The following is a 21542-nucleotide window of genomic DNA, read 5'->3' as shown; positions in this document are numbered from 1 at the left end:
CGGTTGTAACTTCCGATGAGATCGGTACAATGGCGCGGCTTGCCGAGAGGCCAGCGTCGTTATGGTGACCCCATCGGTCCCCCCGCAACGATTACCCGTGAACCTGGTCAGAGCCGGAAGGCAGCAGCCACAGCGGGAACATTGTGTGCCGGGGTGTGGCTGGTGGGGTTGCCTCCATAACGCTCTTCCTGAAGCTCAAAAAAATCCCAAGCTATAGATGTTTTGCCGGCAATCACTGCCTGCGAATCGATTTCTGCTGCTCGCTCAACAGCATTACGGCCGGTAAAGCGGGAACCTTGCCATCGCCGGCAGCACTTCCTGCTGCAACTTCCTCAAGTTTTTTTCCAGGTCGCGCTCTGCTTCAGGCGTCGCTACCGGTATGTTTCGGGCGAAGTGAAAGGTGATGTTCTGCCCCGTTGCGCTGTCCTTGTAAAACTTGAAGATGCTGAATTCGGAGAACCGCCCGTCCTTGCGCAGGGAGGAGGGGTAAAACAGCATCAGGGTCGTGACCCCGGTTTTTTCATCGGTATTCAGCTGCACCGTCATCTGTGGGTAATCTTGTTGATGAAGCAGGGCGGCTCGGTTGGCGAGGTCTACCGGCTCAAGATCGTTCAGGAGTGGCGGCGCGACGCGAAAATCCGCCATGTCACTCCAGGCATCAACGCTTTCCTCCGGCAGGAAGTATTCCTTCAGTGGAATCTGGCCGTCAGTCTGGTATTTCAGGACGAACGTTTTGCCCGCGAATATGAGCGATTTGGTTTCAGCAACCGAGGGGCGCGACAGGACAGGGTTGGCAGGTCTCGACGTCCAGGCGCAGCCGGATAGCAGAACCAGGACCGACAGGATGAGCAGGGAGGCTTTCATTTCAATCCTTGAATATTTGAAAGGGACATCTTGCGCAAGAAACAGTAGTTCAATAGGTGACTGAATGCGCTTATTTAATGAAGCGTGTTCGATCTACCGCCCCTCGAAAAATACCTGGTTACTGTGAGGCGAAAGGGGGGCAAAGCTGTTGGGTTGTGAAGAACCTTGAGCTTTTCACAACTCTTTATCTCGCGGCTGGACAACGCCACGCCGCCTGCTAGCTTCAATCATGCAAGCGACCCCGTGCTGGAGTAGTGAAGAAGTGATGGCACTCCTTTGATCAATAAGGATAATTGCCATGACCAACCTTCAAGGTTTACCCAGACCTATCAGTGCTTCAGTCGGCACCCCAGGCAAGGCGCGTAATGTGCCTGCTGACGTTGAATACATTCAGTGTCTGTTTAATCTGATTGCGCCCAAATCTGGTTCGCTCCTGGTGGTAGACGGTAAGTGCGGTGCTCTGTTGGTTCAGCGCATCAGCGATTATCAGTTGAATCGTCTCAAGGTCACCAAACCCGACGGGGTGATTGACCCGCAAGGCCGCACGTTCAACAGCCTGGTCGAGGATACGCGCAAAATAAATCCTGATACTCAGGCCGCCGAGCCAGACCGGCAGCAATGGATAACCGAGGCTACTTGCGACGGTGGAGTGATCCTCACCGAGGCCGATTTTCAGAGCGCCGCCACAGCGCTGGGCAACGCTGTTTCGGTGAATATTATCAAGGCGTTCGCCACGGTGGAGTCGGGTGGGCGCTCCGGGTTTGGCCCGGCCAAAATGCCGGTGATTGCTTACGAAGGGCACCTCTTCCGCAAGTACACTCAGCAGAAGTACGACAGAAGTCACCCCTTTTTGTCATACCCTTACGTGGAAAAGGCTGGCCCGCAATGGCGTGCCAATAACAAGAACCAGACGACGGCTTGGGCGACGCTGGTCGCTGCTTATAAGCTGGACCCCGTGGCGGCGTTGATGTCCGCGTCCTGGGGCATGTTCCAGATCATGGGCTTCAACTTTGCCGCCTGCGGTTACACGACCGTGTTCGACTTCGTCACTGCGATGAAAACCAACGCCGGCCTTCAATTAAAGGCATTCGTCGGTTTTTGCAGTAAAAACCCGGCCTTGGTCAAGGCGATCAAGAGTAAGGACTATGTGGGCATGGCCTCCCGTTACAACGGTAAGGATTACGGCGACTACGACAAGCGAATCCAAAAAGCTTTTGATGCGCTTGAAAGGAAAAAATAGCAGCGCATGATGGCTGCCTCACAATGTTCAGTAGCGCCTACTGGACAACCCAAAACCATCTTGTTAGTTTCCGCCAGCCGCTCGTTTCAGGGTTTGAAAAGTGTGCTGGTTTGATGTTGAAGTGCCATCACTTCATTAACTAACAAGGATGTCTGTGATGAAAAGCCTGCAAGGGTTGCCCCGTCTTATCAGTGCTTCGGTCGGTGCGCCCGGTAAAGCGCGTAACTTGCCCGCCGATGTTCAGTGCATCCAGTATTTATTCAATTTGATCATTCCCAAGATGGGTTTTGCGCTGGCTGAAAATGGCAAGTGCGACGGCCAATTGGTGCAGTGCATCAGTCAGTATCAGTTCCGTCATCTCAAGTACGCGCACCCCGATGGTGTGATCGACCCCACCGGTCGTACCTTCAACAGCTTGATCGAAGAAGCAGTGAAGGTGCCGGTGAAGGCGTACCCGACGATGCGTATTCCGAGCTTCCTCAACGTCTTCGGCAATAACAGTGGCGATGCGGTGCAAGCCACGGTCAATGTGTACCTGGACCGCATGCGCGCGATGGTCGAGGCCGAGCGGCGTAATCGGCAATTAATGCTCCAGTCCACCTGCGATGGCGGCATGACGCTCACCGATACCGACTTTCAGAACGCAGCCACACAGTTGGGCAACGGTATTTCGGTGAACATCATCAGGGCGTTCGCCACTGTGGAGTCCGGTGGGCGTTTCGGTTTCGGGCCGGCCAAATTGCCGGTGATCGCGTTTGAAGGGCATCATTTTCGCAAGTACACCAAGAAGATCTACGACCAGGCGCACCCGTTGCTGTCGTACCCCTATGTGAGAAAGGCCGGGCCGCAGTGGCAGGTCAATAACAAGGATCAAGTCAAAGCGTGGGAAACCATGGCGACCGCATTTGCCCTGGATCAGGAGGCGGCGTTGATGTCGGCCTCCTGGGGCATGTTTCAGGTGATGGGGTTCAACTTTGGATCGTGCGGCTACAAGACAGTATTTGAGTTCGTCGCGGCCTTAAAGATTAATGCCGGTAACCAGTTGAAAGCCTTCGTGTCCTTTTGCAGCCAAAGCCCTTCAATGATGAAGGCCATGAAAAACAAGGATTATGTTGGCATGGCGCGAGGCTATAACGGCGATGATTATGGCAACTATGACGTGCTTATTAAAAAAGCCTACGACGCACTGGAAGGGAAAAAATAAGATGAGCCGTTTTTCAGCGATCGCCGTGTTGTCGTTGTGCGCTGTCTTGCCTGTATGGGCAGGCGCTACTGAACTGCACTCGGGCACGTACGAAGGGCTGATGCTCGCGGTCACGCCCGAGCATCAAGTCGAAGGCTATTATTCGGAAGCACTTGGCGAGGGTGTGACCCGCAGTTGCACGTTCTACCTGCAAGGCAAGCCAGAGGCGCTCACCACCTGGCTCGACGATGCTTACCCAGGCAGTGTGGTGGCCTCCTCCGACGGCGTCACCCTGACGGTGGAGCAGGGGCGTCAGCATCCTGGTTGTATCAGCGTGCTGATGCCGGAAATCGCGACGGGCCTGGAATTGACCCAAACAGCCAACAAAAAATGGATCGGCCTCGTGACGGTGTCTGCCGACAAGGCTTACCTGCTGAAAACCCCAGGCGCCGACGCTGCCAAGCGCCCGTATATCGTCAAGAATGATGTGGTCGGTGTGTTGGCCTACAAGGAGGGTTCGGCCAAGGTTGAGTTCACCAATGCCAAGGGCCGCTCGTTCACTGGCTGGATCAGCCAGGATCAATACCGCCGTGTGTCTGCGCCCAAAAGCTGAGCAATGCCACGGATAGACTGAGTTATCCCACACATAAAAACGCCGCAGTGTGCCAGGCACACCGCGGCGTTTTTATGTGCGCGGTTCAGGCCTTGTTGCGGTTGAACAGTTTGCGGATCAAGGCGAGCAGCGCCACGACACCGATTACCAGGAACTTCTTCGCCGCCAGCAGGAATATGCCGATTTTGGCGAACAGCCCGGCCTTGGCGGCGATCCCGCCGGCAACCAACGCCGCGAGGCCGTAAGTCGCAAGCTTGTCGGTCTTCGGGTTGAAATCGGTGTACAGGTTGCCGTCGGTGAAGTTGGTAAAGGCGAGGACTTTGGGCATTTCCTGCTTGATGGTCGGCAGGTCGGCCATGGCGGCGACGGCATTGAGCTCCAGAACCCCTTCACGACCCAATACGCGGATGCTGTAGTTGAGTGTGGTCTGCTGGGCGTCGTCGGCTTTCAGTTCGCGGGCCCAGTACATTTTGTGGGTGGTGTCGTCGTAGCGCGGCGGCTCGGCCCAGCCCAACAAGTGCAGGCCGGCGTAGCCTTGTTTCTGACGCTCTTTGTTATCCGCGTCGTCATCTTCCTGCATTTGCTTGAGCAGTTCGGCGTAGTCGATTTTTGCGGCGTCTTCGTCGGATACGTGACCGTCTGCCTTGTAGCTGACGATCACACCCCAGCCGCGCTCCGACAGTGGGCTCACCGCTTTTGGCACGATCATGCCCAGGGTCTTGAAGCCTGGCGGGTTGCCCCAGCCATCGGTCAGCAGGCGCTCGGTGTCGGCGGGGTCAAGGTAGTAGAACTCGTCGTTAAGCTTGAGGGTTGCAATGCCACTGGGCAGTGTAACCGTGCCGGTATTCTGCTTGAGTGAAGCGAGAAAGTGCTCGGCGGTTTCGGCCGGTGCGCTGGCTTCAACGGGCGCAGGCGTAGTGGCGGCAAACGCGAGTGCGGCAGGCAGGCTCAGGGCGGCCGCCGCGAGCAATAGGCGGAAGTAATTCATGGTAGTCCCTTACATTTTGAATTAATTTCGCCGGAGAATAGCTTAAACGGGCTCGCCTGAGTTAGCCGAAAGCCTCCCGCAGCAGCTCGGCAAACGCATCCCGCGCCAGGTGCCGTTGGGTGTCTGTGTGCCAGAACAGCAGGTTGTCCACGGCCTGCAACGCCTCGAACCGGTAGGACGTCAGCTGGTTCGCCTGCTCATAGCGGGCCAGGATGCCTTCCGGTGCCAGGGCCACGCCAATGCCTGCGCTGACACAGCCGATGATCGTGCCCCAGCTGGCATAGCTGGCGATGCTTGGCTTGAAGTCATGGGGTTTGATCCAGTTTTCCAGCGCGGCGCGATACGGGCAGCCGGGTGGCCACACCAGCAGCGTGCGGCCCGCGAGGTCTTCGGCGCTGTTGATCGGCGCGCTGGACGCGCTGGCAATCAGCACCAGGCGCTCGCTGTAGACCACGCTGCGTTCGAGCTTGGCGCGTTTACCGCCGGAGGCGACCAACGCCACGTCGAGACGATGGTGTTGCAGGTCGTCCAGCAGTTGCGCCCAGGCGCCGGTGACCAGCTCAAGTGTGACGTCCGGGTAGCGGCGATGGTATTCCGCCAGCAATGGCGGCAGCCGGCCGCTGGCGCTGGACTCTACCGCGCCGATGCGCAAGGTGCCGCGAGGAATGGCGTTGGCATCGACCGCGCGTTTGGACTCGTCCACCAACGCCAGGATGCGCTCGCAGTAGTCCAGGAAAATTTCACCGGCGGCACTGATCGCCAGCCCACGGCCCGCACGAATAAACAGCGGCGTGCCCAACTCGCCTTCCAACTGCTTGATACGTGTGGTGATGTTGGAGGGTACGCAGTGCAATTGCAGAGCGGCCTGGGCCACGCTGCCGGTTTGCGCCACGGCTCGCACCATTTTCAGTTGGGCCAGTTCCATTGCTCAGTTCCAGTGATTTCAGAAGTCAGAAACGGTTAATTGTCCTACGCCCTGCCCAGGCCAAGACTGACGGCATTCCTTCTCAAAGTTCTGGGCGCCGTCGATGAATACCCCGTCATCCTTAAAGCTTACGCTAGTCATCGCCGGCGTCATCCTCTGTTGGGCTTACTCGCCGATTGGCGTGCACATGGGCCTGCACAGCTATAGCCCTGGTCAGTTGGCGCTGCTGCGGTTCTTGATCGCGTCGATATTCATGGCGGGTGTGGCCTTGGTGGTTGGCATTGCCCGCCCGCGTTTGCAGGATTTGCCGTGGCTGCTGGTGTTGGGGTTTTTCGGGGTGTTCCTGCACCACACCAGCCTCAATTATGGGCAGCAATGGGTGACGGCGGCGGCATCCAGTGTGCTCGCGCAGTCGGCGCCGCTGTTCAGTGTGCTGCTCGCGTTTTTTGGCTTGAAGGAGCGGGTCAGTGCCTGGCGTTGGGGCTGCGTGCTATTAGGGTTGATCGGCGTGCTGGTGGTGATCTGGGGCGATCATGGCTTAGGGGGCATCGACCCGCGCGGTTTGCTGATTCTATTGGCGGCTGTCTCGTGGAGCGTGTACTTCGCCATCCAGAAACACTATGCCCACCGCTATAGCCCGCTGACTATGGCGTGCTACATGGTGTGGGCGGGCACGCTGATGCTTTGCGTGAACCTGCCGGGCTTGGCCAATGCCGTCGGACAGGCGCCGTTGCCGGAAAACCTGGCGGTGCTGGTGTTGGGTATTTTTCCCAGTGCCCTGGCGTATCTGGCGTGGGGTTATGTGTTGAAACACATCGAGGTCAGCCGCGCCTCGGTGGCGATGTACCTGATTCCGCCGGTCGCCATGGTGATGGCCGCGACGCTGCTGGGCGAACACATTGCCGTGCAGGTAGTGCTGGGCGGCGTGATTGTGTTGACCAGCGTCGCTGCCATCAGCCTGGAGGGCCGCTGGCGATCAGTCGCTCAGGCTGAACGCGCGCAGCCGGTGGCCATCAAGGTCCTGGGCGACAAAGGTGTAACCGAAGTCCAGGGTGGCCGGTGACTGGATGATCGTCGCGCCGCGCGCTACCCACTGAGCGTGCAGGGCGTCGACAGCGGCATGGTCGGGCAGGGAAAAGCCCACCTCACCGCCGCCGCCCGTGACCTGGGCCGCCGGCTCGACGGTGTGCCGCGACCACAACCCCAGCTTCACACCGTTGTCGAGGATGAACAGGGCAAACGTCGGGTTCAGCTCCACCGGGGGCTTGTCCAGCAGGCGGCTATAGAAGTTGGCGCTGGTGGCCGGGCTGTCTACGTACAGCAGGAAGTAATGGGCGACGCTGTTCATGCAGGCTCCTTGAGAACGGGCGGTTGAGTGAGGCCAGTCTAGGGGAGGGCCCTGTCAGTTCTTGTCAGGAGTCGGCAGCGGTTGCGCATTTTCGCCGGTGTACAGCTTGATGATGTCATCGATCTCCCCCGACATTTTCATCCGCAGCAGCGTGCGCAAGATCCGCTGCACCGGCACGTTCGGATCATTGCGCACAATGCAGCCCAGGCTTTGCTCGTCGATCACTGCGCCCTTGTGCAACTGCTGGCTCGCAGGCAGGTTGAGATTGAAGCGGTCGAGGGCCCATTCATTGATGACGGCGTATTTAAAGCGCCCGGCGACCAACTTTTGCAGCACGAGCGCCTCGCTGCGGGAATCGTCACGGGTCAGCTGACCGCTGGCGAACAGCGGGTCGAGGACGGCGTAGCGGTAGTTAAGCACCGTGCCGATCGACTGGGGTGCCAGCTCACTCACGTGCACCGGTTGCGGCGCTGCAGGACTGCTCGCCATCACATTGCGTTGCACCATCAGGGGCACGCTCCAGGTGTAGTCGCCGGACAGGTTATCGACCCAGTCCTGGGCGACATAGCAGCGCACGTCAATGTCGCCGTGCGCCATGGCACCGGCGATGCGGGCACGGGCCAGTACGTGGAACTCGGCCGGGCGCCCGACCTGAGTGGCCAGGCTCAACATCAAGTCATACAGAATGCCCTGGGTGGGCCGGTTGTTTTCGACTTCGGCCATGGGCATCGCCCAACTGTCGGAAATCGAGAAGCGCAACGGCGCGGGTGCCGCGAGGGAGGTGAGGGAAATCATCCATAAAGCGCCCAGGATTACGCGCATATACTCTCCGGGTTGAGGCCTTCGTGGGGCCAGTCACGCAAGCTTAGTCAGATTAGGCGAGCGTGCCGGATGCAATTTCCCCCTTGCTCCGCTAGCATTACCGGCTTCCGCTTCCCAGTTGCGACGGTTTTCGATGAGTTATCAGGTTCTTGCACGTAAATGGCGTCCGCGCTCGTTCCGCGAAATGGTCGGCCAGACCCATGTGCTCAAGGCTCTGATCAATGCCTTGGACAGCCAACGGCTTCACCACGCCTACCTGTTCACCGGTACGCGGGGGGTGGGCAAGACCACCATTGCGCGCATCATCGCCAAATGCCTGAACTGTGAAACCGGTATTACGTCGACGCCTTGCGGCACGTGTTCGGTGTGCCGGGAAATCGACGAAGGGCGTTTTGTCGACCTGATCGAAATCGACGCCGCGAGCCGTACCAAGGTCGAAGACACCCGCGAGTTGCTCGACAACGTGCAGTACGCGCCGAGCCGTGGCCGCTTCAAGGTCTACCTGATCGACGAAGTGCACATGCTGTCCAGTCATTCCTTCAACGCACTGTTGAAAACCCTGGAAGAGCCGCCGCCCTACGTCAAATTCATTCTGGCCACCACCGACCCGCAGAAGCTTCCTGCAACGATTCTGTCGCGGTGCCTGCAGTTCTCCCTGAAAAACATGACCCCCGAGCGAGTGGTCGAGCATCTGACCCACGTGCTGGGCGTCGAGAACGTACCGTTCGAAGACGACGCACTGTGGCTGCTTGGCCGTGCTGCCGATGGTTCGATGCGCGATGCCATGAGCCTCACCGACCAGGCCATCGCCTTTGGTGAAGGCAAGGTCATGGCCGCCGATGTGCGTGCCATGCTCGGCACCCTCGACCACGGCCAGGTCTTCGACGTGCTGCACGCGCTGATCGAAGGTGATGCCAAGGCTTTGCTCGAAGCCGTGCGCCACTTGTCGGAGCAAGGGCCGGACTGGAACGGTGTGCTCTCGGAAATCCTCAATGTGCTGCACCGCGTCGCCATCGCCCAGGCCTTGCCTGAAGGTGTCGACAACGGCCATGGCGACCGCGACCGCGTATTGGCGCTGGCCCAGGCGTTGCCGGCCGAAGACGTACAGTTTTACTACCAGATGGGCCTGATCGGCCGTAGGGACTTGCCCTTGGCACCGGACCCGCGTGGTGGCTTTGAAATGGTCCTGCTACGGATGCTGGCCTTCCGGCCCGCCGATACGGCAGACGCACCGAGACAGCCGCTAAAGCCAGTGGGGATCAGCCAGGCCACAGTTGATTCCGCCAAACCAGTGGCTGGCGCAGCGGTGGCCGCGCCAGTGGTTGCTGCGCCTGCGCCGGTTGCTCCGGCACCTGCGCCAGTGGTTGCCGCGCCCGTGGCCGAGCCAGTGCCGCAGCCTGCGCCTGTGATCGAGCCTGAGCCCGAACCGGCCCCGGTGGTCGACCTGCCCTGGAATGCTCCGGTAGACGCCGAGCCTGAAGTCGAGCTACAGCCTGCCGTGGAGCCCGTACTGGAAACCACCGGCGAGCAGCCCGAGCTGACGCCGATGCCTGCACCGACGCCGGACAGTGTTGTGCCGGCCGCGCCCGAGTGGGTGTCTGCGCCGGTGCCCGAGCCGACTGTCGCTCAAGTCGACGCTGCAACTCCGGGTATCGACCTCGACGACGAGCCGCCACTGGACGAAGACTACATCGAGCCGGACATGGATTCGGCCTACAGCTACCTGGATGACCTGGCCAGCGAGCACACCGCCGACCCGGCGCCCGAGCCCGAGGCGGAACCCGCTGCGGCCCCGGCCACCGGCCTGGCGTTACAGTGGCTGGAACTGTTCCCGAAATTGCCGATCTCCGGCATGACCGGCAGCATCGCGGCCAACTGCACCTTGATCGCCATCGATGGCGACCATTGGCTGTTGCACCTGGACCCGGCCCACAGCGCGCTGTTCAACGCGACCCAGCAACGCCGGCTCAACGATGCGCTGAACCAGTACCATGAGCGCACGCTGACCATCGCCATCGAGTTGATCAAGCCCGAGCAGGAAACCCCGGCCCAGGCCGCGACACGCCGACGCATCAACCGTCAGCAAGAAGCGGAAAACTCGATCCAGGCTGATCCGCTCATCCAGCAAATGATGCAACAGTTTGGTGCGGTCGTGCGCCAAGATACTATTGAACCTGTCGACGCCCCGGTGCCCCAAGCGTCATAAAACCGGGCTACTTATTGATCCACGTACTTTTGAGGTGATTCCCATGATGAAAGGTGGCATGGCCGGCCTGATGAAGCAGGCGCAGCAGATGCAGGAAAAGATGGCCAAGATGCAGGAAGAACTGGCCAACGCCGAAGTCACCGGTAAAGCCGGTGGCGATATGGTCAGCGTGGTGATGACCGGTCGTCACGACATCAAGCGCGTGAGCATTGACCCAAGCGTGTTGCCAGGCGCCAGCGAAGATGACCTGGAAATGCTTGAGGCGCTGTTCGCGGCGGCCGTCAACGATGCCGTGCGCAAGATCGAAGCCAACAGCCAGGACAAAATGTCTGGCGTGACCGCCGGCATGCAACTGCCGCCGGGCATGAAGCTGCCGTTCTGATCGGTGAGCGTTTGCTTTAATAAAAATGCCAGGCATCGAGCCTGGCATTTTTGTGTGTGCCGTCATCGTCCGCTGGGCAGTAACGTCATGCCGCGAGGACGCACTGCGTTCAATATGAACCCTGGCGCGGCATATAGGGTCTGCACCCTATACCGATGAATTCGATAAAGGAGTTCCCTGATGTCTGAAGAACCGATTCTGAACCAGCGCGTCGTGCTGGTCTCGCGCCCTCAAGGCGCACCGACCCCGGAAAATTTCCGCCTGGAACGCGTGAACTTGCCCGAGTTGGCGGACGGCCAGGTGCTATTGAAAACGCTGTACCTGTCCCTCGATCCCTATATGCGTGGCCGCATGAGTGACGCACCGTCCTACGCCGCTCCGGTTGAAATCGACGAGGTTATGACCGGTGGCGCTGTCAGCCGTATCGAGCAATCGCGTAACCCGAAATTCGAAGTGGGTGACCTGGTAGTTGGCTCCACCGGCTGGCAGAGCCACAGCGTTTCCGATGGACAAAATCTGATCCCGGTGCCCAATGGCCTGGCGAGCCCGTCGATGGCTCTGGGTGTGCTGGGCATGCCGGGTATGACCGCGTACATGGGCCTGATGGATATCGGTCAGCCCAAGGAAGGGGAAACCCTGGTGGTGGCCGCAGCGTCCGGCGCCGTCGGCTCGGTGGTGGGCCAGGTGGCCAAGCTCAAGGGCTTGCGGGTGGTGGGTATCGCAGGTGGCGCGGACAAATGTCGCTACGTGGTGGACGAGCTGGGTTTTGACGCGTGCATCGATCACAAGAGCGCCAATTTTGCCAATGAGCTGGCCCTGGCCTGCTCCAACGGTGTGGACATCTACTTCGAAAACGTCGGCGGCAAGGTGTTCGACGCCGTGTTGCCGTTGCTCAACCCCAAAGCGCGGGTTCCCCTGTGCGGCTTGATCGCCGGCTATAACGCCCATGAAGCGCCGAGTGGCCCTGACCGTCTGCCGGCGCTGCAACGCACCTTGCTGACCAAGCGCGTGCGCATCCAGGGCTTTATCGTGTTCGATGACTACGGTGATCGCCAGCCTGAATTCCTCAGCGCCATGGCGCCGTGGGTGCGTGATGGCAAGATCAAGTTCCGCGAAGACGTGGTCGAGGGCCTGGAGCAGGCGCCCGAAGCCTTTATTGGTTTGCTTGAAGGACGCAACTTCGGCAAGTTGGTGGTGCGCGTCGCGCAGGATTGACCATTTGACGCTAATCCGGGGCGCGGGTATAAACCGCGTCTCGTTGTTTTGTCGGACCATTGCCCCATGAGCTTCAGCCCTCTGATTCGCCAACTGATCGACGCCCTGCGCACCTTGCCGGGTGTGGGTCAGAAAACCGCCCAGCGCATGGCGCTGCAACTGCTGGAGCGGGATCGCAGTGGCGGCACCCGGTTGGCCCAGGCCTTGAGCCAGGCCATGACCGGTGTGGGCCACTGCCGCCAGTGCCGCACCCTTACGGAAGAAGACCTCTGCCCGCAATGTGCCGACCCGCGCCGCGACGACACGTTGCTGTGCGTGGTGGAAGGGCCGATGGATGTGTACGCGGTCGAGCAGACCGGCTATCGCGGGCGCTACTTTGTGCTTAAAGGGCACCTCTCACCGCTGGATGGGCTGGGGCCGGAAGCCATCGGCATTCCGCAACTGGTGGCGCGCATTGAAGAGCAGGGCACCTTTACCGAGGTGATCCTGGCGACCAACCCGACGGTGGAAGGTGAGGCGACCGCGCATTACATCGCCCAGTTGTTGAGCAATAAAGGCCTTGTGACGTCGCGTATCGCCCATGGTGTGCCGCTGGGTGGTGAGTTGGAGTTGGTCGATGGCGGCACGTTGGCGCATTCGTTTGCAGGTCGCAAACCGATCGCCCTTTAAAGACCATCACAGCTCAACATGTGGGAGCGGGCGTGCTCGCGAATGCGCTGGTTCAGTCAATACATCTGCTGACTGACACCCCATCGCAGGCAAGCCAGCTCCCACATTTGAGTGGGTTCACCCATCAAAATGTGGGAGGGGGCTTGCTCCCGAAGACGCCCTCACAGTCACCAAAAATCCCCCCGCTATCGCAGGCAAGCCAGCTCCCACAGTGTTTTGTGAAATCCGCACAGCTTGATAACCAAGCAAGCGCTTGGTAATTTCGTTCCACCTCACCGTGGAGCTTGCCGATGTCTGCCTACCAGGACTACTTCGACCCCAGCCACCAATTGGTCCGCGACAGCGTGCGCCGTTTTGTCGAGCGCGAGATGTTGCCTGGCATCGAGCAATGGGAGGAGGCGGAAAGCTTCCCCCGTGAGCTGTACCTCAAGGCAGGCGCTGCGGGGATTCTCGGCATCGGTTACCCGGAGAGCCTGGGCGGTAGTCACGAAGGTGATCTGTTTGCCAAGGTTGCCGCCAGCGAAGAGTTGATGCGGTGTGGTTCCGGTGGTGTGGTGGCGGGGTTGGGTTCGCTGGATATCGGCCTGCCGCCCGTCGTCAAATGGGCGCGGCCCGAGGTGCGCGAACGTGTCGCGCCGCAGGTGTTGGCCGGCGAGAAGATCATCGCCCTGGCCGTTACCGAGCCCGGTGGCGGCTCCGATGTGGCCAACCTGCAAACCCGCGCTGTGCGTGATGGCGAGCATTACCGGGTGAGCGGCAGCAAAACCTTTATCACCAGCGGCATCCGTGCCGACTTCTACACCGTAGCCGTCCGCACCGGCGGGCCGGGCTTTGGCGGTATCAGCTTAGTGCTCATCGAAAAAGACACCCCCGGTTTCACGGTCGGTCAGCCGTTGAAGAAAATGGGCTGGTGGGCGTCGGACACGGCTGAGTTGTTCTTCGACGATTGCCAGGTGCCTGTGGGCAACCTGATCGGCGTCGAGAACATGGGCTTTGCCTGCATCATGGGCAATTTCCAAAGTGAGCGCCTGGCCCTGGCGTTGATGGCCAATATGACCGCGCAGTTGGCGCTGGAGGAAAGCCTCAAGTGGGCCGCCCAGCGCGAAGCCTTTGGCAAGCCCATTGGTAAATTCCAGGTGCTCAAGCATCGGCTGGCGGAGATGGCGACGGCGGTGGAGGTGTCGCGGGAATTCACGTATCGCCAGGCAGCGAAAATGGCTGCGGGCATGAGTGTGATCAAGGAGATCTCCATGGCCAAGAACCTCGCCACAGACACCGCCGATCGCGTTACCTACGACGCGGTGCAGATCCTCGGCGGCCAAGGTTACATGCGCGGCAGCCTGGTGGAGCGGCTATATCGTGACAACCGCATCCTGTCCATCGGCGGCGGTACCCGCGAAGTGATGAATGAAATCATCAGCAAGCAGATGGGGTTGTAAGGTGGGGGGGCTCACAGGCCTCATCGCGGGCAAGCCCGACTCCCACATTGGTATGCGATCACCTGTGGGAGCCGGGCTTGCCCGCGATGGGGCCGGTTCAGGCAATGATTAACGTTCGGTCAACGCAAACTGCGTCAGGCAGAACGTCGGAATTCCCATGTCTTCCAGGCGCTGCGAGCCACCCAGCTCCGGCAGGTCGATGATCGCTGCCGCTTCGAAGATGGTTGCGCCCATGCGCCGCACCAGATTGGCGGCAGCGATCAAGGTACCGCCGGTGGCAATCAAGTCATCGAACATCAGCACCGAGTCGCCTTCACACAGGCTGTCGGCGTGCACTTCGAGGAAGGCTTCGCCGTATTCGGTCTGGTAACCCTCGGCCAGCACGTCGGCCGGCAGCTTGCCCTGCTTGCGGAACAGGATCAGCGGTTTGTTCAGTTGGTAGGCGATGATCGAACCGATCAGAAACCCGCGTGCATCCATTGCGCCGATGTGGGTGAAGTCGGCCTCGACGTAGCGGTGGGCAAAGCTGTCTGCCACCAGCCGCAGGGCCCTGGGCGATTGGAACAGGGGCGTGATGTCACGAAAGATCACCCCAGGCTTGGGGAAGTCGATGACGGGGCGAATCAGGGATTTGATGTCGAACGAATCGAAGGTCATCGTCGAAGAGTCCTGAGGGCTGAAAACGGACTCGAAGTATACCTGCGGCCTCGCCGATTGGCGCAACCGCAAGCCTCTGCATCAACCTTCCAGCGAACCACCGGCCAGCGCACACAGCTGGATGGGGTCAAGGATATGCACTTCCTTGCCTTCGGCGGCAATCAATTCGTTCTGCTGGAAACGGGTGAACACGCGGGACACGGTTTCCACCGCGAGGCCCAGGTAATTGCCGATTTCATTGCGCGACATGCTCAGGCGGAACTGGTTGGCCGAGAACCCGCGGGCGCGGAAACGTGCCGACAAGTTGACCAGGAACGTGGCGATGCGCTCGTCGGCGGTTTTTTTCGACAGCAGCAACATCATCTGTTGATCGTCACGAATCTCTCGGCTCATCACGCGCATCAACTGGCGACGCAGTTGCGGCAATTGCAGAGCCAGTTCATCCAGGCGCTCGAAGGGGATTTCGCAGACTGATGTCGTCTCCAGCGCCTGGGCCGACACAGGATGAATCTCGGTGTCCATGCCGGACAGCCCGACCAGCTCGCTGGGCAGGTGGAAGCCGGTGATCTGCTCTTCGCCGCCGTCGCTCAGGCTGAACGTCTTCAACGCTCCCGAACGTACTGCATAAACGGAATCGAATTTGTCGCCCTGGCGAAACAGAAATTCGCCTTTTTTCAGCGGGCGACCGCGTTTAACGATTTCGTCCAGCGCTTCCATGTCTTCCAAATTCAATGAAAGTGGCAGGCATAGCGGGGCCAGGCTGCAATCCTTGCAGTGAGTCTGGCTGTGAGCGCGCAGTTTGACTGGCTCGGACATTTCTTAAATCCTTGTGGGAAAACACACATAAGACGTAAGGGTAACGCACTGGGGGGCAGTGAGGCCAGCGTGTGCAAAAAAGCAGCAACGGTATAAAGGTTTGTGTATCAGCGCCGATACATGCAGATATCTCCATGAGCCGGAGCTCAGATCATGTCAGTCAGTACGATCCAAAACCCGACTATCAACGTGGCGGCGGTATCGGTTTGGAAGTCCGCCGATGCGGCGAAGGATAAAGACGCCACCACCAAGGCGCCCACCGAAGCCAAGGCTGCTGAGCCTGCGGCCACCGCAGGCGTGAAGGTCGTCATTTCCGGTGCGGGGATGGACGCATCGAAGGCCGAGCAATCGTCCAACAGCGATATTGACAACAGCAGCTTGAGCGACAGCGTCAAGCAACTGTTGAAAATGATCCGCCAACTGAAAAAGCAGCTTGCCGAGAAAATGGCCGAACTGTCCGCGGCCATGGCTGACACTTCCATGAGCCCGGAAGCGCGGCAGGCCAAGATAGCCAGACTGCAGGGAGATGTGATGACATTGCAGTCTGGCTTGACCACGGCCCAGACACAGTTGGGCAAGTCCATGAAGGGCGAGCCGCCAGCGGCTCAGTTGGAAGCCATGAGCCTGGCGATGAAATAACGGCGCTCAGATCACCCGTGAGAATCGTTGCCTGTTCTGGTGCTCCAGGTAGGCATCGAACACCATGCACACCGAGCGCACCAACAATCGCCCGGCGGGCAGTACGTGAATGCCACGGGCGTCCAGTTCAATCAGGCCGTCTGCGGCCATCGTCTCCAGTTGCGGCCATAGCTCGTCGAAATAACCTCGAAAATCGATGTTGAACGCCTGTTCGATCCGCTCGAACCCCAGGCTGAAATTGCAGATCAACTGCTGAATCACCTCTCGCCGTAGTCGATCATCCGTGGTGCAGACCAGGCCACGGCTGGTCGCCAGCTGCGCGCCGGCCAGCGCGTTCTGGTAGTGGTTGAGATCGCTGCTGTTCTGGCAGTACAAGTCGCCGATCTGGCTGATTGCCGATACGCCCAACCCAATCAGGTCGCAATGCCCATGGGTGGTATAGCCCTGGAAATTGCGTTGCAGCCTACCTTCTTCCTGGGCAACGGCCAGTTCGTCATCCGGCAGGGCGAAGTGGTCCATGCCGATGTAGCGATAGCCCGCCCGGGTCAACTGCTCGATGGTGGTTTGCAGCATCAGCAGTTTTTCTGCCGGGGAGGGCAGGTCGTCGGCGTTGATCCGCCGCTGAGGCATGAAACGCTCCGGCAGGTGCGCGTAGTTGAACACCGACAGGCGATCCGGCTGCAGGCTGATGACTTCTTCGACGGTGCGCGCGAAGTTCAACGGCGACTGCTTGGGCAGGCCGTAGATCAGGTCGACATTGATCGAGCGAAATTGCAGGGTGCGCGCCGCATCAATCACTGCGCGGGTTTCTTCCAGACTTTGCAGGCGGTTGACCGCTCGTTGCACCTCGGGGTCGAGGTCTTGCAGGCCAATGCTCACGCGGTTGAAGCCCAGTTCACGCAGCAGGCCCATGGTCGCCCAGTCGGCTTCACGCGGGTCGATTTCGATGCCGTAGTCGCCGGAGTCATCATCGAGCAAATTGAAATGCTGGCGCAGGCTTGTCATTACCTGGCGCAGTTCGTCGTGGCTGAGAAAGGTCGGGGTGCCACCGCCAAAGTGCAACTGCTCCACCGGCTGTTTCGGGTCGAGGTGGCAGGCCACCAGCTGGATTTCCTGCTCCAGTCGTTGCAGATAGGCCTGGGCGCGGCCACGGTCCTTGGTGATGACCTTGTTACAGGCGCAGTAGTAGCAAATGTTCGCGCAGAACGGCACATGCACATACAGCGACAGCGGGCGCACGGCCTTACGGCTGTCGCGCAGGGCGTGGAGCAGGTCGAAGGTGCCGACCTGGCTGTCGAATTGTACGGCGGTGGGGTAGGACGTGTAGCGCGGCCCCGCCAAGTCGTAACGGTGAATCAGATCTGTGTCCCAACGAATGGCGTCGAGCATGCGGGTGGTCCCCCGGATAGGCTAGTGGACCGAGTCTAGGGGCATGGCCGCAATGGCATGTTGACTTGTATCAACGGGGAGCGGCGCTATGTCACATGGGCGTTTAGTGGCCCATCAACCAGTGCTGATGCGGACCGGGCAGCGTCCAGACACCGAAGAAAATCACCAATAACCCCCCGGCCACGCGCACGCTGCGTTTGCGCAGCAACGCCGTGACACGTTCGGCCGCCAGCCCGGTGGCGAGCAACACCGGCCAGGTGCCCAGCCCGAAAGCCAGCATCAGCCATGCACTGTCCAGCGCATTTCCCTGGCTCGCAGCCCACAGCAGGGTGCTGTAGACCAACCCACACGGCAACCAGCCCCATAGCGCGCCCAGCAGCAAAGCGCGGGGCAGGCTTGACACCGGCAGCAAACGGTTGGCGACGGGTTGCAGGTAGCGCCACAGGCCGCGCCCGAGGCTTTCGATACGGGTGAGGCCGCTCCACCAGCCGGCCAGGTATAACCCCATGCTGATCAGCAGCAACCCGGCAAGCACGCGCATGAACATCGCCGCCGGGCTGTTGGCCACCGCCCAGCCGGCCAGGCCAATCAATAACCCGGCGGTGGCATAGCTGAGCACTCTGCCGAGGTTGTACGCCAGCAGCAGGCGAAAGCGGCGGCTGCGTTGCTCTTTTGGAATGGCCAGGGTCAACGCGCCCATCAGCCCGCCGCACATGCCCAGGCAATGGCCGCCGCCGAGCAGTCCGAGGATCAGCGCGGAGACCAGCAGTGGCGTCAGTTCAAGCATGGGGTGGTTCTTTTGGCGCGGGCGGTTGCTCGGGCCCGTTGGCTTCGTCGACGGCGGCCAGGTGATTCGGGTCCTGGTCGTCGAACAGCACGCTGTGAGCCGGGCCGTCGAGGTCGTCGTACTGGCCGCTGTCCACCGCCCAGAAGAAGATGTAAATGGCTACGCCTACTAACAGCAGCGCCGCCGGAATCATCACGTATAGAGCTGGCATCTGCACTCCATGCCTGTGCGGCTCAAGCCGGCAGCGGGCGGGTTACTAAGGCGGCGCTTTTAGCCTGCGCGCTCGGCAGGCGAGTCAGGCGCAAGGCGTTGAGCACCACGGTCAACGAGCTGAGGGACATGCCGATCGCCGCCCAGATCGGGGTGATCCAGCCGAGGGCGGCAAACGGCAGCATCAGGCCATTGTACAGCCCGGCCCACAACAGGTTTTCGATGATTACCCGGCGTGTGCGCCGCGCGAGGGTAAACGCCTGCACCAGCGCGTCGAGGCGGTTGGACAGCAGCACAGCATCGGCGCTGGTTTTAGCCAGGTCCGTGGCCGAGCCCATTGCCACACTGATATCGGCGGCGGCGAGCACGGGAACATCATTGACGCCATCGCCGAGCATCAGCACCTTGCGGCCATCCCTGTGCAGTTGCTGCAGCACCTGCAGCTTGTCGTCGGGACGCAGGCCGCCATGGGCTTCGTCGATGCCCAACTCCAGCGCGACACTGGCAACCATCGGCGAGCTGTCGCCCGACAACAGCAGCGTACGCCAGCCCCGCGCCTTGCACGCGGCCAGCAGTGCTGGCGCGTCGCTGCGCAGGCGGTCGTCCAGCACGAACCAGGCGAGGGCGCCAGTGCGGTCGCCCAGCAGCAGCCATTGGCCGGCCTCATCCGGCGAATCGGGAATCGGGCAGCCACTCAATTCGCAGACAAAACCGGGCTGGCCGATTCGCAACCGGCGTTCGCCTACGCGACCCTCCAGGCCGAGCCCCGGGGCGCTGAGGACTTCATCGGCGGCCAGCGGCGCTCGGCCGAAAGCCCGGGCAATCGGGTGCTCGGAGCGGTTTTCCAGGGCGGCGGCGAGGCTCAGGCATTCATCACTGTTCAGTGCGCTCAAGGGGCGGATCGCGCGTAACGCCAAGCGACCTTCGGTCAGCGTACCGGTCTTGTCGAAAATCACTGTGTCGATTTGATTCAAGCCTTCCAGCACATGGCCACGGGTCAACAGCAACCCGAGTTTGTGCAGAGTGCCGGTGGCGGCGGTGAGGGCGGTCGGTGTGGCCAGTGACAGCGCGCACGGGCAGGTCGCCACCAGCATCGCCAGCACGATCCAAAATGCCCGCGAGGCATCCAGTTCCCACCACACCAGGCCGATCAATACGGCGGCAATCAGTGAACACAACAGGAACCACTGCGCGGCACGGTCAGCGATTTGTGCCAGGCGCGGTTTCTCGGCCTGGGCGCGCTCCAGCAGGCGCACGATGGCGGACAGGCGCGTGTCATGGCCCAGGGCACGGACCTCGACGGTCATTGCGCCTTCGACGTTGAGCGTGCCGGCGGTGACTGCATCACCGCTGTGCCGAGGCTGTGGCAGGTACTCACCGGTGAGCAGGGATTCATCGATGCTGGACTGGCCGTCAAGAATCACTCCGTCCGCCGGCAGTACCGCGCCGGGATGCACCAGCACCCGGTCACCCAACGCCAGTTCACTGAGCAGGATGCGTTCGCTCTGGCCGTCAGCGTTGAGGCGTAGGCAGGAGGCGGGTAACAGGTTGACCAATTGCGCGGTGGCGGCGGCCGTACGTTCCCGCGCCCGGCGCTCAAGATAGCGGCCGGCCAGCAGGAACAGTGCGAACATGCCCACCGCGTCGAAGTACAACTCGCCAACGCCGGTGATGGCCGTCCAGATACCCGCGAAATAGGCGCCGCCAATCGCCAGGGATACCGACACATCCATGGTCAGGTGGCGCGTGCGCAAGTCGCGCAGGGCGCCCTTGAAAAACGGCGCACAGCTGTAGAACACGATGGGTGTAGTAAGAAACATCGCCACCCAGCGCAGGATCACGTGCAGCTCCGGGCTCAGGTCGATATTGAATTCCGGCCAGGTGGCCATGGTCGCCATCATTGCCTGGAACCACAGCAACCCCGCCACGCCCAGTTGGCGCAAGGCCAGGCGGTTTTCGCCGGCCAGTTGCTCGGCAGCGCGATCAGCCTGGTAAGGATGGGCGGCATAGCCGATATGGCGCAGCTCAGCGAGCAGTTGGCTCAACGGCAATTGCCCGTCGGCCCAGCGCACCTGCAGGCGATGGTTGGACAGGTTCAACCGTGCCTCGGCCACCGCGGGCAGGCTGCGCAGGTGTTTCTCGATCAGCCAGCCGCAGGCGGCGCAGCTGATGCCTTCCATCAGCAGGGTGGTTTCGGCGAGCTCGCCGTCGTGGCGCACAAAGGGCTTTTGCACATCGGCGCGGTCGTACAGCGCCAACTCGTCCACCAGCTGCACTGGCAGCGCCTCGGGGTTGGCCGAGGCTTCACTGCGATGCTGGTAATAGCTTTCCAGGCCGCCGGCCACGATGGCTTCGGCCACCGCCTGGCAGCCTGGGCAGCACAGTTCGCGACGTTCGCCGAAGATTACGGCGGTAAACCGGCTACCGGGAGGGACGGGCAGGGCGCAGTGGTAGCAGGGAATCGGGCTGGTCATGATTTGGATCTTTGATGGCTGGGAGGGCCTCATCGCGGGCAAACCCGGCGCCCACATTGGATCATGGTGTCCTTGTGGGAGCGGGCTGGCCCGCGATGCGCGAAGCGCAGGTTGCTTACTTTTTCAGGTCTTCCGCACCTTGCAACGGCTCATCCCCCAGCAGCAAGTCCTTATCGTGGCTGACCTGTTCTTCTTCAAACAGGCGCCAGGTCTTGTCGCCTTCCACACCCAGCAGTTCCACGAAGCGTCGGCCTTCGACCTTGTCGGTAACCTGGCCGACGTAGCGGCCGGGCTCGCTGTCGCTGCGGGCCAGGTTGATCTTGCGGTCCTTTTCCGGCTGGGTCGGGGAAATCAGGTTCAGCTCCAGGGTATTCGGGTTGCTGTTGCCCGTGAGGTGCAACTCGACTTCACCGGTCAGTTCGTCCAGGTGCACGTTGGCCCGCAGTTGCAGGGTCTGGGCCAGCAGTTCGCGGTCCAGGGAGCGGTTGATACCCTTGCCGGCTTCGTAGTAGTTGTCGTTAACCAGGTTGTCCGGGTTTTTCACCGCAATGGTCACCATGGACAAGGTCAAGGTCACCGAGCAGGTCAGGATTCCAATGATGATCCAGGGCCAGAGGTGCTTGTACCAAGGGCTTGCGGCAGTAGCTACGGGCATTGTTGTGCTCTCTAGTTAGCG

22 protein-coding genes and 1 other RNA gene are annotated in these 21542 nt (G+C 60.7%); 11 read left to right on the top strand and 12 right to left on the bottom strand.

The features are described 5' to 3' along the window. The first annotated feature begins 71 nt into the window (after positions 1 to 71). Positions 72 to 168: signal recognition particle sRNA small type (gene ffs, locus ACDZ94_RS00215), an RNA gene on the top strand. Positions 169 to 273: 105 nt separating this feature from the next. Here ffs and ACDZ94_RS00210 read toward each other — a convergent pair. Next, positions 274 to 864 carry a hypothetical protein gene (locus tag ACDZ94_RS00210; RefSeq protein ID WP_262665921.1) on the bottom strand — a complete coding sequence of 197 codons (591 nt, stop codon included), beginning with the start codon at positions 862 to 864 and terminating at the stop codon, positions 274 to 276. A gap of 298 nt (positions 865 to 1162) precedes the next feature. On the opposite strand from ACDZ94_RS00210, the gene ACDZ94_RS00205 reads away from it, so the two are divergent. The 3 genes from ACDZ94_RS00205 to ACDZ94_RS00195 all read left to right on the top strand — a co-directional run bounded on the left by ACDZ94_RS00205 (position 1163) and on the right by ACDZ94_RS00195 (position 3900). After that, on the top strand, positions 1163 to 2104 hold the full coding sequence (locus ACDZ94_RS00205; protein ID WP_432750901.1) for an N-acetylmuramidase family protein: 942 nt from the start codon (positions 1163 to 1165) through the stop codon (positions 2102 to 2104). A 157-nt stretch (positions 2105 to 2261) separates the two neighbouring features. After that, positions 2262 to 3308: an N-acetylmuramidase family protein gene (locus tag ACDZ94_RS00200; protein WP_064453599.1), complete on the top strand. Its 1047-nt coding sequence runs from the start codon at positions 2262 to 2264 to the stop codon at positions 3306 to 3308. A gap of 1 nt (position 3309) precedes the next feature. After that, entirely contained in the window at positions 3310 to 3900 is a 591-nt protein-coding gene (locus tag ACDZ94_RS00195; protein WP_221295395.1) for a hypothetical protein, read from the top strand. 85 nt (positions 3901 to 3985) lie between these two features. Here ACDZ94_RS00195 and ACDZ94_RS00190 read toward each other — a convergent pair whose 3' ends face one another. Continuing rightward, positions 3986 to 4888 carry a DUF2167 domain-containing protein gene (locus ACDZ94_RS00190; protein ID WP_221295394.1) on the bottom strand — a complete coding sequence of 301 codons (903 nt, stop codon included), beginning with the start codon at positions 4886 to 4888 and terminating at the stop codon, positions 3986 to 3988. A 61-nt stretch (positions 4889 to 4949) separates the two neighbouring features. Continuing rightward, on the bottom strand, positions 4950 to 5813 hold the full coding sequence (locus ACDZ94_RS00185) for a LysR family transcriptional regulator (protein WP_221295393.1): 864 nt from the start codon (positions 5811 to 5813) through the stop codon (positions 4950 to 4952). 103 nt (positions 5814 to 5916) lie between these two features. Here ACDZ94_RS00185 and ACDZ94_RS00180 point away from each other — a divergent pair, with 103 nt between their 5' ends. Next, positions 5917 to 6876, top strand: a complete 960-nt coding sequence (locus ACDZ94_RS00180; RefSeq protein ID WP_064453595.1) for a DMT family transporter — start codon at positions 5917 to 5919, stop codon at positions 6874 to 6876. Here the strand turns inward: ACDZ94_RS00180 and ACDZ94_RS00175 are convergent. Beyond that, the gene (locus ACDZ94_RS00175) at positions 6790 to 7161 is read right to left on the bottom strand and encodes a VOC family protein (protein ID WP_064453594.1); all 372 of its coding nucleotides are present in this window, start codon (positions 7159 to 7161) and stop codon (positions 6790 to 6792) included. The genes ACDZ94_RS00180 and ACDZ94_RS00175 overlap by 87 nt on opposite strands. A gap of 54 nt (positions 7162 to 7215) precedes the next feature. Beyond that, a complete protein-coding gene (locus tag ACDZ94_RS00170) occupies positions 7216 to 7983 on the bottom strand; it encodes a substrate-binding periplasmic protein (protein ID WP_432750900.1) in 768 nt (255 codons plus the stop codon). Positions 7984 to 8116: 133 nt separating this feature from the next. On the opposite strand from ACDZ94_RS00170, the gene dnaX reads away from it, so the two are divergent. The 5 genes from dnaX to ACDZ94_RS00145 all read left to right on the top strand — a co-directional run bounded on the left by dnaX (position 8117) and on the right by ACDZ94_RS00145 (position 13894). After that, entirely contained in the window at positions 8117 to 10189 is a 2073-nt protein-coding gene (dnaX, locus tag ACDZ94_RS00165) for a DNA polymerase III subunit gamma/tau (RefSeq protein ID WP_432750899.1), read from the top strand. A 43-nt stretch (positions 10190 to 10232) separates the two neighbouring features. Next, complete coding sequence (locus ACDZ94_RS00160; protein ID WP_010563853.1) at positions 10233 to 10571, top strand: YbaB/EbfC family nucleoid-associated protein; 339 nt, start codon at positions 10233 to 10235, stop codon at positions 10569 to 10571. A gap of 180 nt (positions 10572 to 10751) precedes the next feature. After that, entirely contained in the window at positions 10752 to 11786 is a 1035-nt protein-coding gene (locus tag ACDZ94_RS00155; protein ID WP_064453591.1) for an NADP-dependent oxidoreductase, read from the top strand. A gap of 66 nt (positions 11787 to 11852) precedes the next feature. After that, on the top strand, positions 11853 to 12455 hold the full coding sequence (gene recR / locus ACDZ94_RS00150; RefSeq protein ID WP_064453590.1) for a recombination mediator RecR: 603 nt from the start codon (positions 11853 to 11855) through the stop codon (positions 12453 to 12455). Between the two features lie 290 nt (positions 12456 to 12745). Next, positions 12746 to 13894, top strand: a complete 1149-nt coding sequence (locus ACDZ94_RS00145) for an acyl-CoA dehydrogenase family protein (RefSeq protein ID WP_262665903.1) — start codon at positions 12746 to 12748, stop codon at positions 13892 to 13894. Between the two features lie 108 nt (positions 13895 to 14002). On the opposite strand, the gene ACDZ94_RS00140 is transcribed toward ACDZ94_RS00145, so the two are convergent. Together ACDZ94_RS00140 and fnr are read right to left on the bottom strand one after the other, a co-directional pair. Beyond that, on the bottom strand, positions 14003 to 14551 hold the full coding sequence (locus tag ACDZ94_RS00140; RefSeq protein WP_064453588.1) for an adenine phosphoribosyltransferase: 549 nt from the start codon (positions 14549 to 14551) through the stop codon (positions 14003 to 14005). Between the two features lie 81 nt (positions 14552 to 14632). After that, positions 14633 to 15367: a fumarate/nitrate reduction transcriptional regulator Fnr gene (gene fnr / locus ACDZ94_RS00135; RefSeq protein ID WP_064453587.1), complete on the bottom strand. Its 735-nt coding sequence runs from the start codon at positions 15365 to 15367 to the stop codon at positions 14633 to 14635. Between the two features lie 153 nt (positions 15368 to 15520). Here fnr and ACDZ94_RS00130 point away from each other — a divergent pair, with 153 nt between their 5' ends. Next, positions 15521 to 16006 carry a hypothetical protein gene (locus tag ACDZ94_RS00130; protein ID WP_064453586.1) on the top strand — a complete coding sequence of 162 codons (486 nt, stop codon included), beginning with the start codon at positions 15521 to 15523 and terminating at the stop codon, positions 16004 to 16006. Positions 16007 to 16012: 6 nt separating this feature from the next. Here the strand turns inward: ACDZ94_RS00130 and hemN are convergent, their stop codons facing one another. From hemN to ACDZ94_RS00105, 5 genes are all read right to left on the bottom strand, one after another. Continuing rightward, positions 16013 to 17395, bottom strand: coding sequence for an oxygen-independent coproporphyrinogen III oxidase (gene hemN / locus ACDZ94_RS00125; RefSeq protein ID WP_221295389.1), 1383 nt, complete (start codon positions 17393 to 17395; stop codon positions 16013 to 16015). Between the two features lie 103 nt (positions 17396 to 17498). Beyond that, positions 17499 to 18182, bottom strand: a complete 684-nt coding sequence (locus ACDZ94_RS00120; RefSeq protein WP_432750898.1) for a sulfite exporter TauE/SafE family protein — start codon at positions 18180 to 18182, stop codon at positions 17499 to 17501. After that, a complete protein-coding gene (gene ccoS / locus ACDZ94_RS00115; protein ID WP_064453583.1) occupies positions 18175 to 18393 on the bottom strand; it encodes a cbb3-type cytochrome oxidase assembly protein CcoS in 219 nt (72 codons plus the stop codon). Before ccoS ends, ACDZ94_RS00120 begins: the two co-directional genes overlap by 8 nt. A 22-nt stretch (positions 18394 to 18415) precedes the next feature. Continuing rightward, entirely contained in the window at positions 18416 to 20866 is a 2451-nt protein-coding gene (locus tag ACDZ94_RS00110) for a heavy metal translocating P-type ATPase (protein WP_432750897.1), read from the bottom strand. 115 nt (positions 20867 to 20981) lie between these two features. Continuing rightward, entirely contained in the window at positions 20982 to 21521 is a 540-nt protein-coding gene (locus ACDZ94_RS00105; protein ID WP_262665895.1) for a FixH family protein, read from the bottom strand. Between the last annotated feature and the right edge of the window lie 21 nt (positions 21522 to 21542).

The organism is Pseudomonas sp. UBT, assembly GCF_050915955.1.
Taxonomy (GTDB): Bacteria; Pseudomonadota; Gammaproteobacteria; order Pseudomonadales; family Pseudomonadaceae; genus Aquipseudomonas; species Aquipseudomonas antarctica_A.
This window is presented reverse-complemented; position numbering and strand designations above follow the sequence as displayed.

What these genes read in the sequence shown, in the direction of transcription:
- ccoS (WP_064453583.1), bottom strand. Translation starts at nt 18,393, where the DNA reads ATGCCAGCTCTATACGTGATGATTCCGGCGGCGCTGCTGTTAGTAGGC.
- ACDZ94_RS00110 (WP_432750897.1), bottom strand. Translation starts at nt 20,866, where the DNA reads ATGACCAGCCCGATTCCCTGCTACCACTGCGCCCTGCCCGTCCCTCCC.
- ACDZ94_RS00120 (WP_432750898.1), bottom strand. Translation starts at nt 18,182, where the DNA reads ATGCTTGAACTGACGCCACTGCTGGTCTCCGCGCTGATCCTCGGACTG.
- hemN (WP_221295389.1), bottom strand. Translation starts at nt 17,395, where the DNA reads ATGCTCGACGCCATTCGTTGGGACACAGATCTGATTCACCGTTACGAC.
- ACDZ94_RS00200 (WP_064453599.1), top strand. Translation starts at nt 2,262, where the DNA reads ATGAAAAGCCTGCAAGGGTTGCCCCGTCTTATCAGTGCTTCGGTCGGT.
- ACDZ94_RS00205 (WP_432750901.1), top strand. Translation starts at nt 1,163, where the DNA reads ATGACCAACCTTCAAGGTTTACCCAGACCTATCAGTGCTTCAGTCGGC.
- fnr (WP_064453587.1), bottom strand. Translation starts at nt 15,367, where the DNA reads ATGTCCGAGCCAGTCAAACTGCGCGCTCACAGCCAGACTCACTGCAAG.
- ACDZ94_RS00180 (WP_064453595.1), top strand. Translation starts at nt 5,917, where the DNA reads ATGAATACCCCGTCATCCTTAAAGCTTACGCTAGTCATCGCCGGCGTC.
- ACDZ94_RS00175 (WP_064453594.1), bottom strand. Translation starts at nt 7,161, where the DNA reads ATGAACAGCGTCGCCCATTACTTCCTGCTGTACGTAGACAGCCCGGCC.
- ACDZ94_RS00160 (WP_010563853.1), top strand. Translation starts at nt 10,233, where the DNA reads ATGATGAAAGGTGGCATGGCCGGCCTGATGAAGCAGGCGCAGCAGATG.
- ACDZ94_RS00190 (WP_221295394.1), bottom strand. Translation starts at nt 4,888, where the DNA reads ATGAATTACTTCCGCCTATTGCTCGCGGCGGCCGCCCTGAGCCTGCCT.
- ACDZ94_RS00155 (WP_064453591.1), top strand. Translation starts at nt 10,752, where the DNA reads ATGTCTGAAGAACCGATTCTGAACCAGCGCGTCGTGCTGGTCTCGCGC.
- ACDZ94_RS00210 (WP_262665921.1), bottom strand. Translation starts at nt 864, where the DNA reads ATGAAAGCCTCCCTGCTCATCCTGTCGGTCCTGGTTCTGCTATCCGGC.
- ACDZ94_RS00140 (WP_064453588.1), bottom strand. Translation starts at nt 14,551, where the DNA reads ATGACCTTCGATTCGTTCGACATCAAATCCCTGATTCGCCCCGTCATC.
- ACDZ94_RS00195 (WP_221295395.1), top strand. Translation starts at nt 3,310, where the DNA reads ATGAGCCGTTTTTCAGCGATCGCCGTGTTGTCGTTGTGCGCTGTCTTG.
- ACDZ94_RS00185 (WP_221295393.1), bottom strand. Translation starts at nt 5,813, where the DNA reads ATGGAACTGGCCCAACTGAAAATGGTGCGAGCCGTGGCGCAAACCGGC.
- ACDZ94_RS00130 (WP_064453586.1), top strand. Translation starts at nt 15,521, where the DNA reads ATGTCAGTCAGTACGATCCAAAACCCGACTATCAACGTGGCGGCGGTA.
- recR (WP_064453590.1), top strand. Translation starts at nt 11,853, where the DNA reads ATGAGCTTCAGCCCTCTGATTCGCCAACTGATCGACGCCCTGCGCACC.
- ACDZ94_RS00145 (WP_262665903.1), top strand. Translation starts at nt 12,746, where the DNA reads ATGTCTGCCTACCAGGACTACTTCGACCCCAGCCACCAATTGGTCCGC.
- dnaX (WP_432750899.1), top strand. Translation starts at nt 8,117, where the DNA reads ATGAGTTATCAGGTTCTTGCACGTAAATGGCGTCCGCGCTCGTTCCGC.
- ACDZ94_RS00105 (WP_262665895.1), bottom strand. Translation starts at nt 21,521, where the DNA reads ATGCCCGTAGCTACTGCCGCAAGCCCTTGGTACAAGCACCTCTGGCCC.
- ACDZ94_RS00170 (WP_432750900.1), bottom strand. Translation starts at nt 7,983, where the DNA reads ATGCGCGTAATCCTGGGCGCTTTATGGATGATTTCCCTCACCTCCCTC.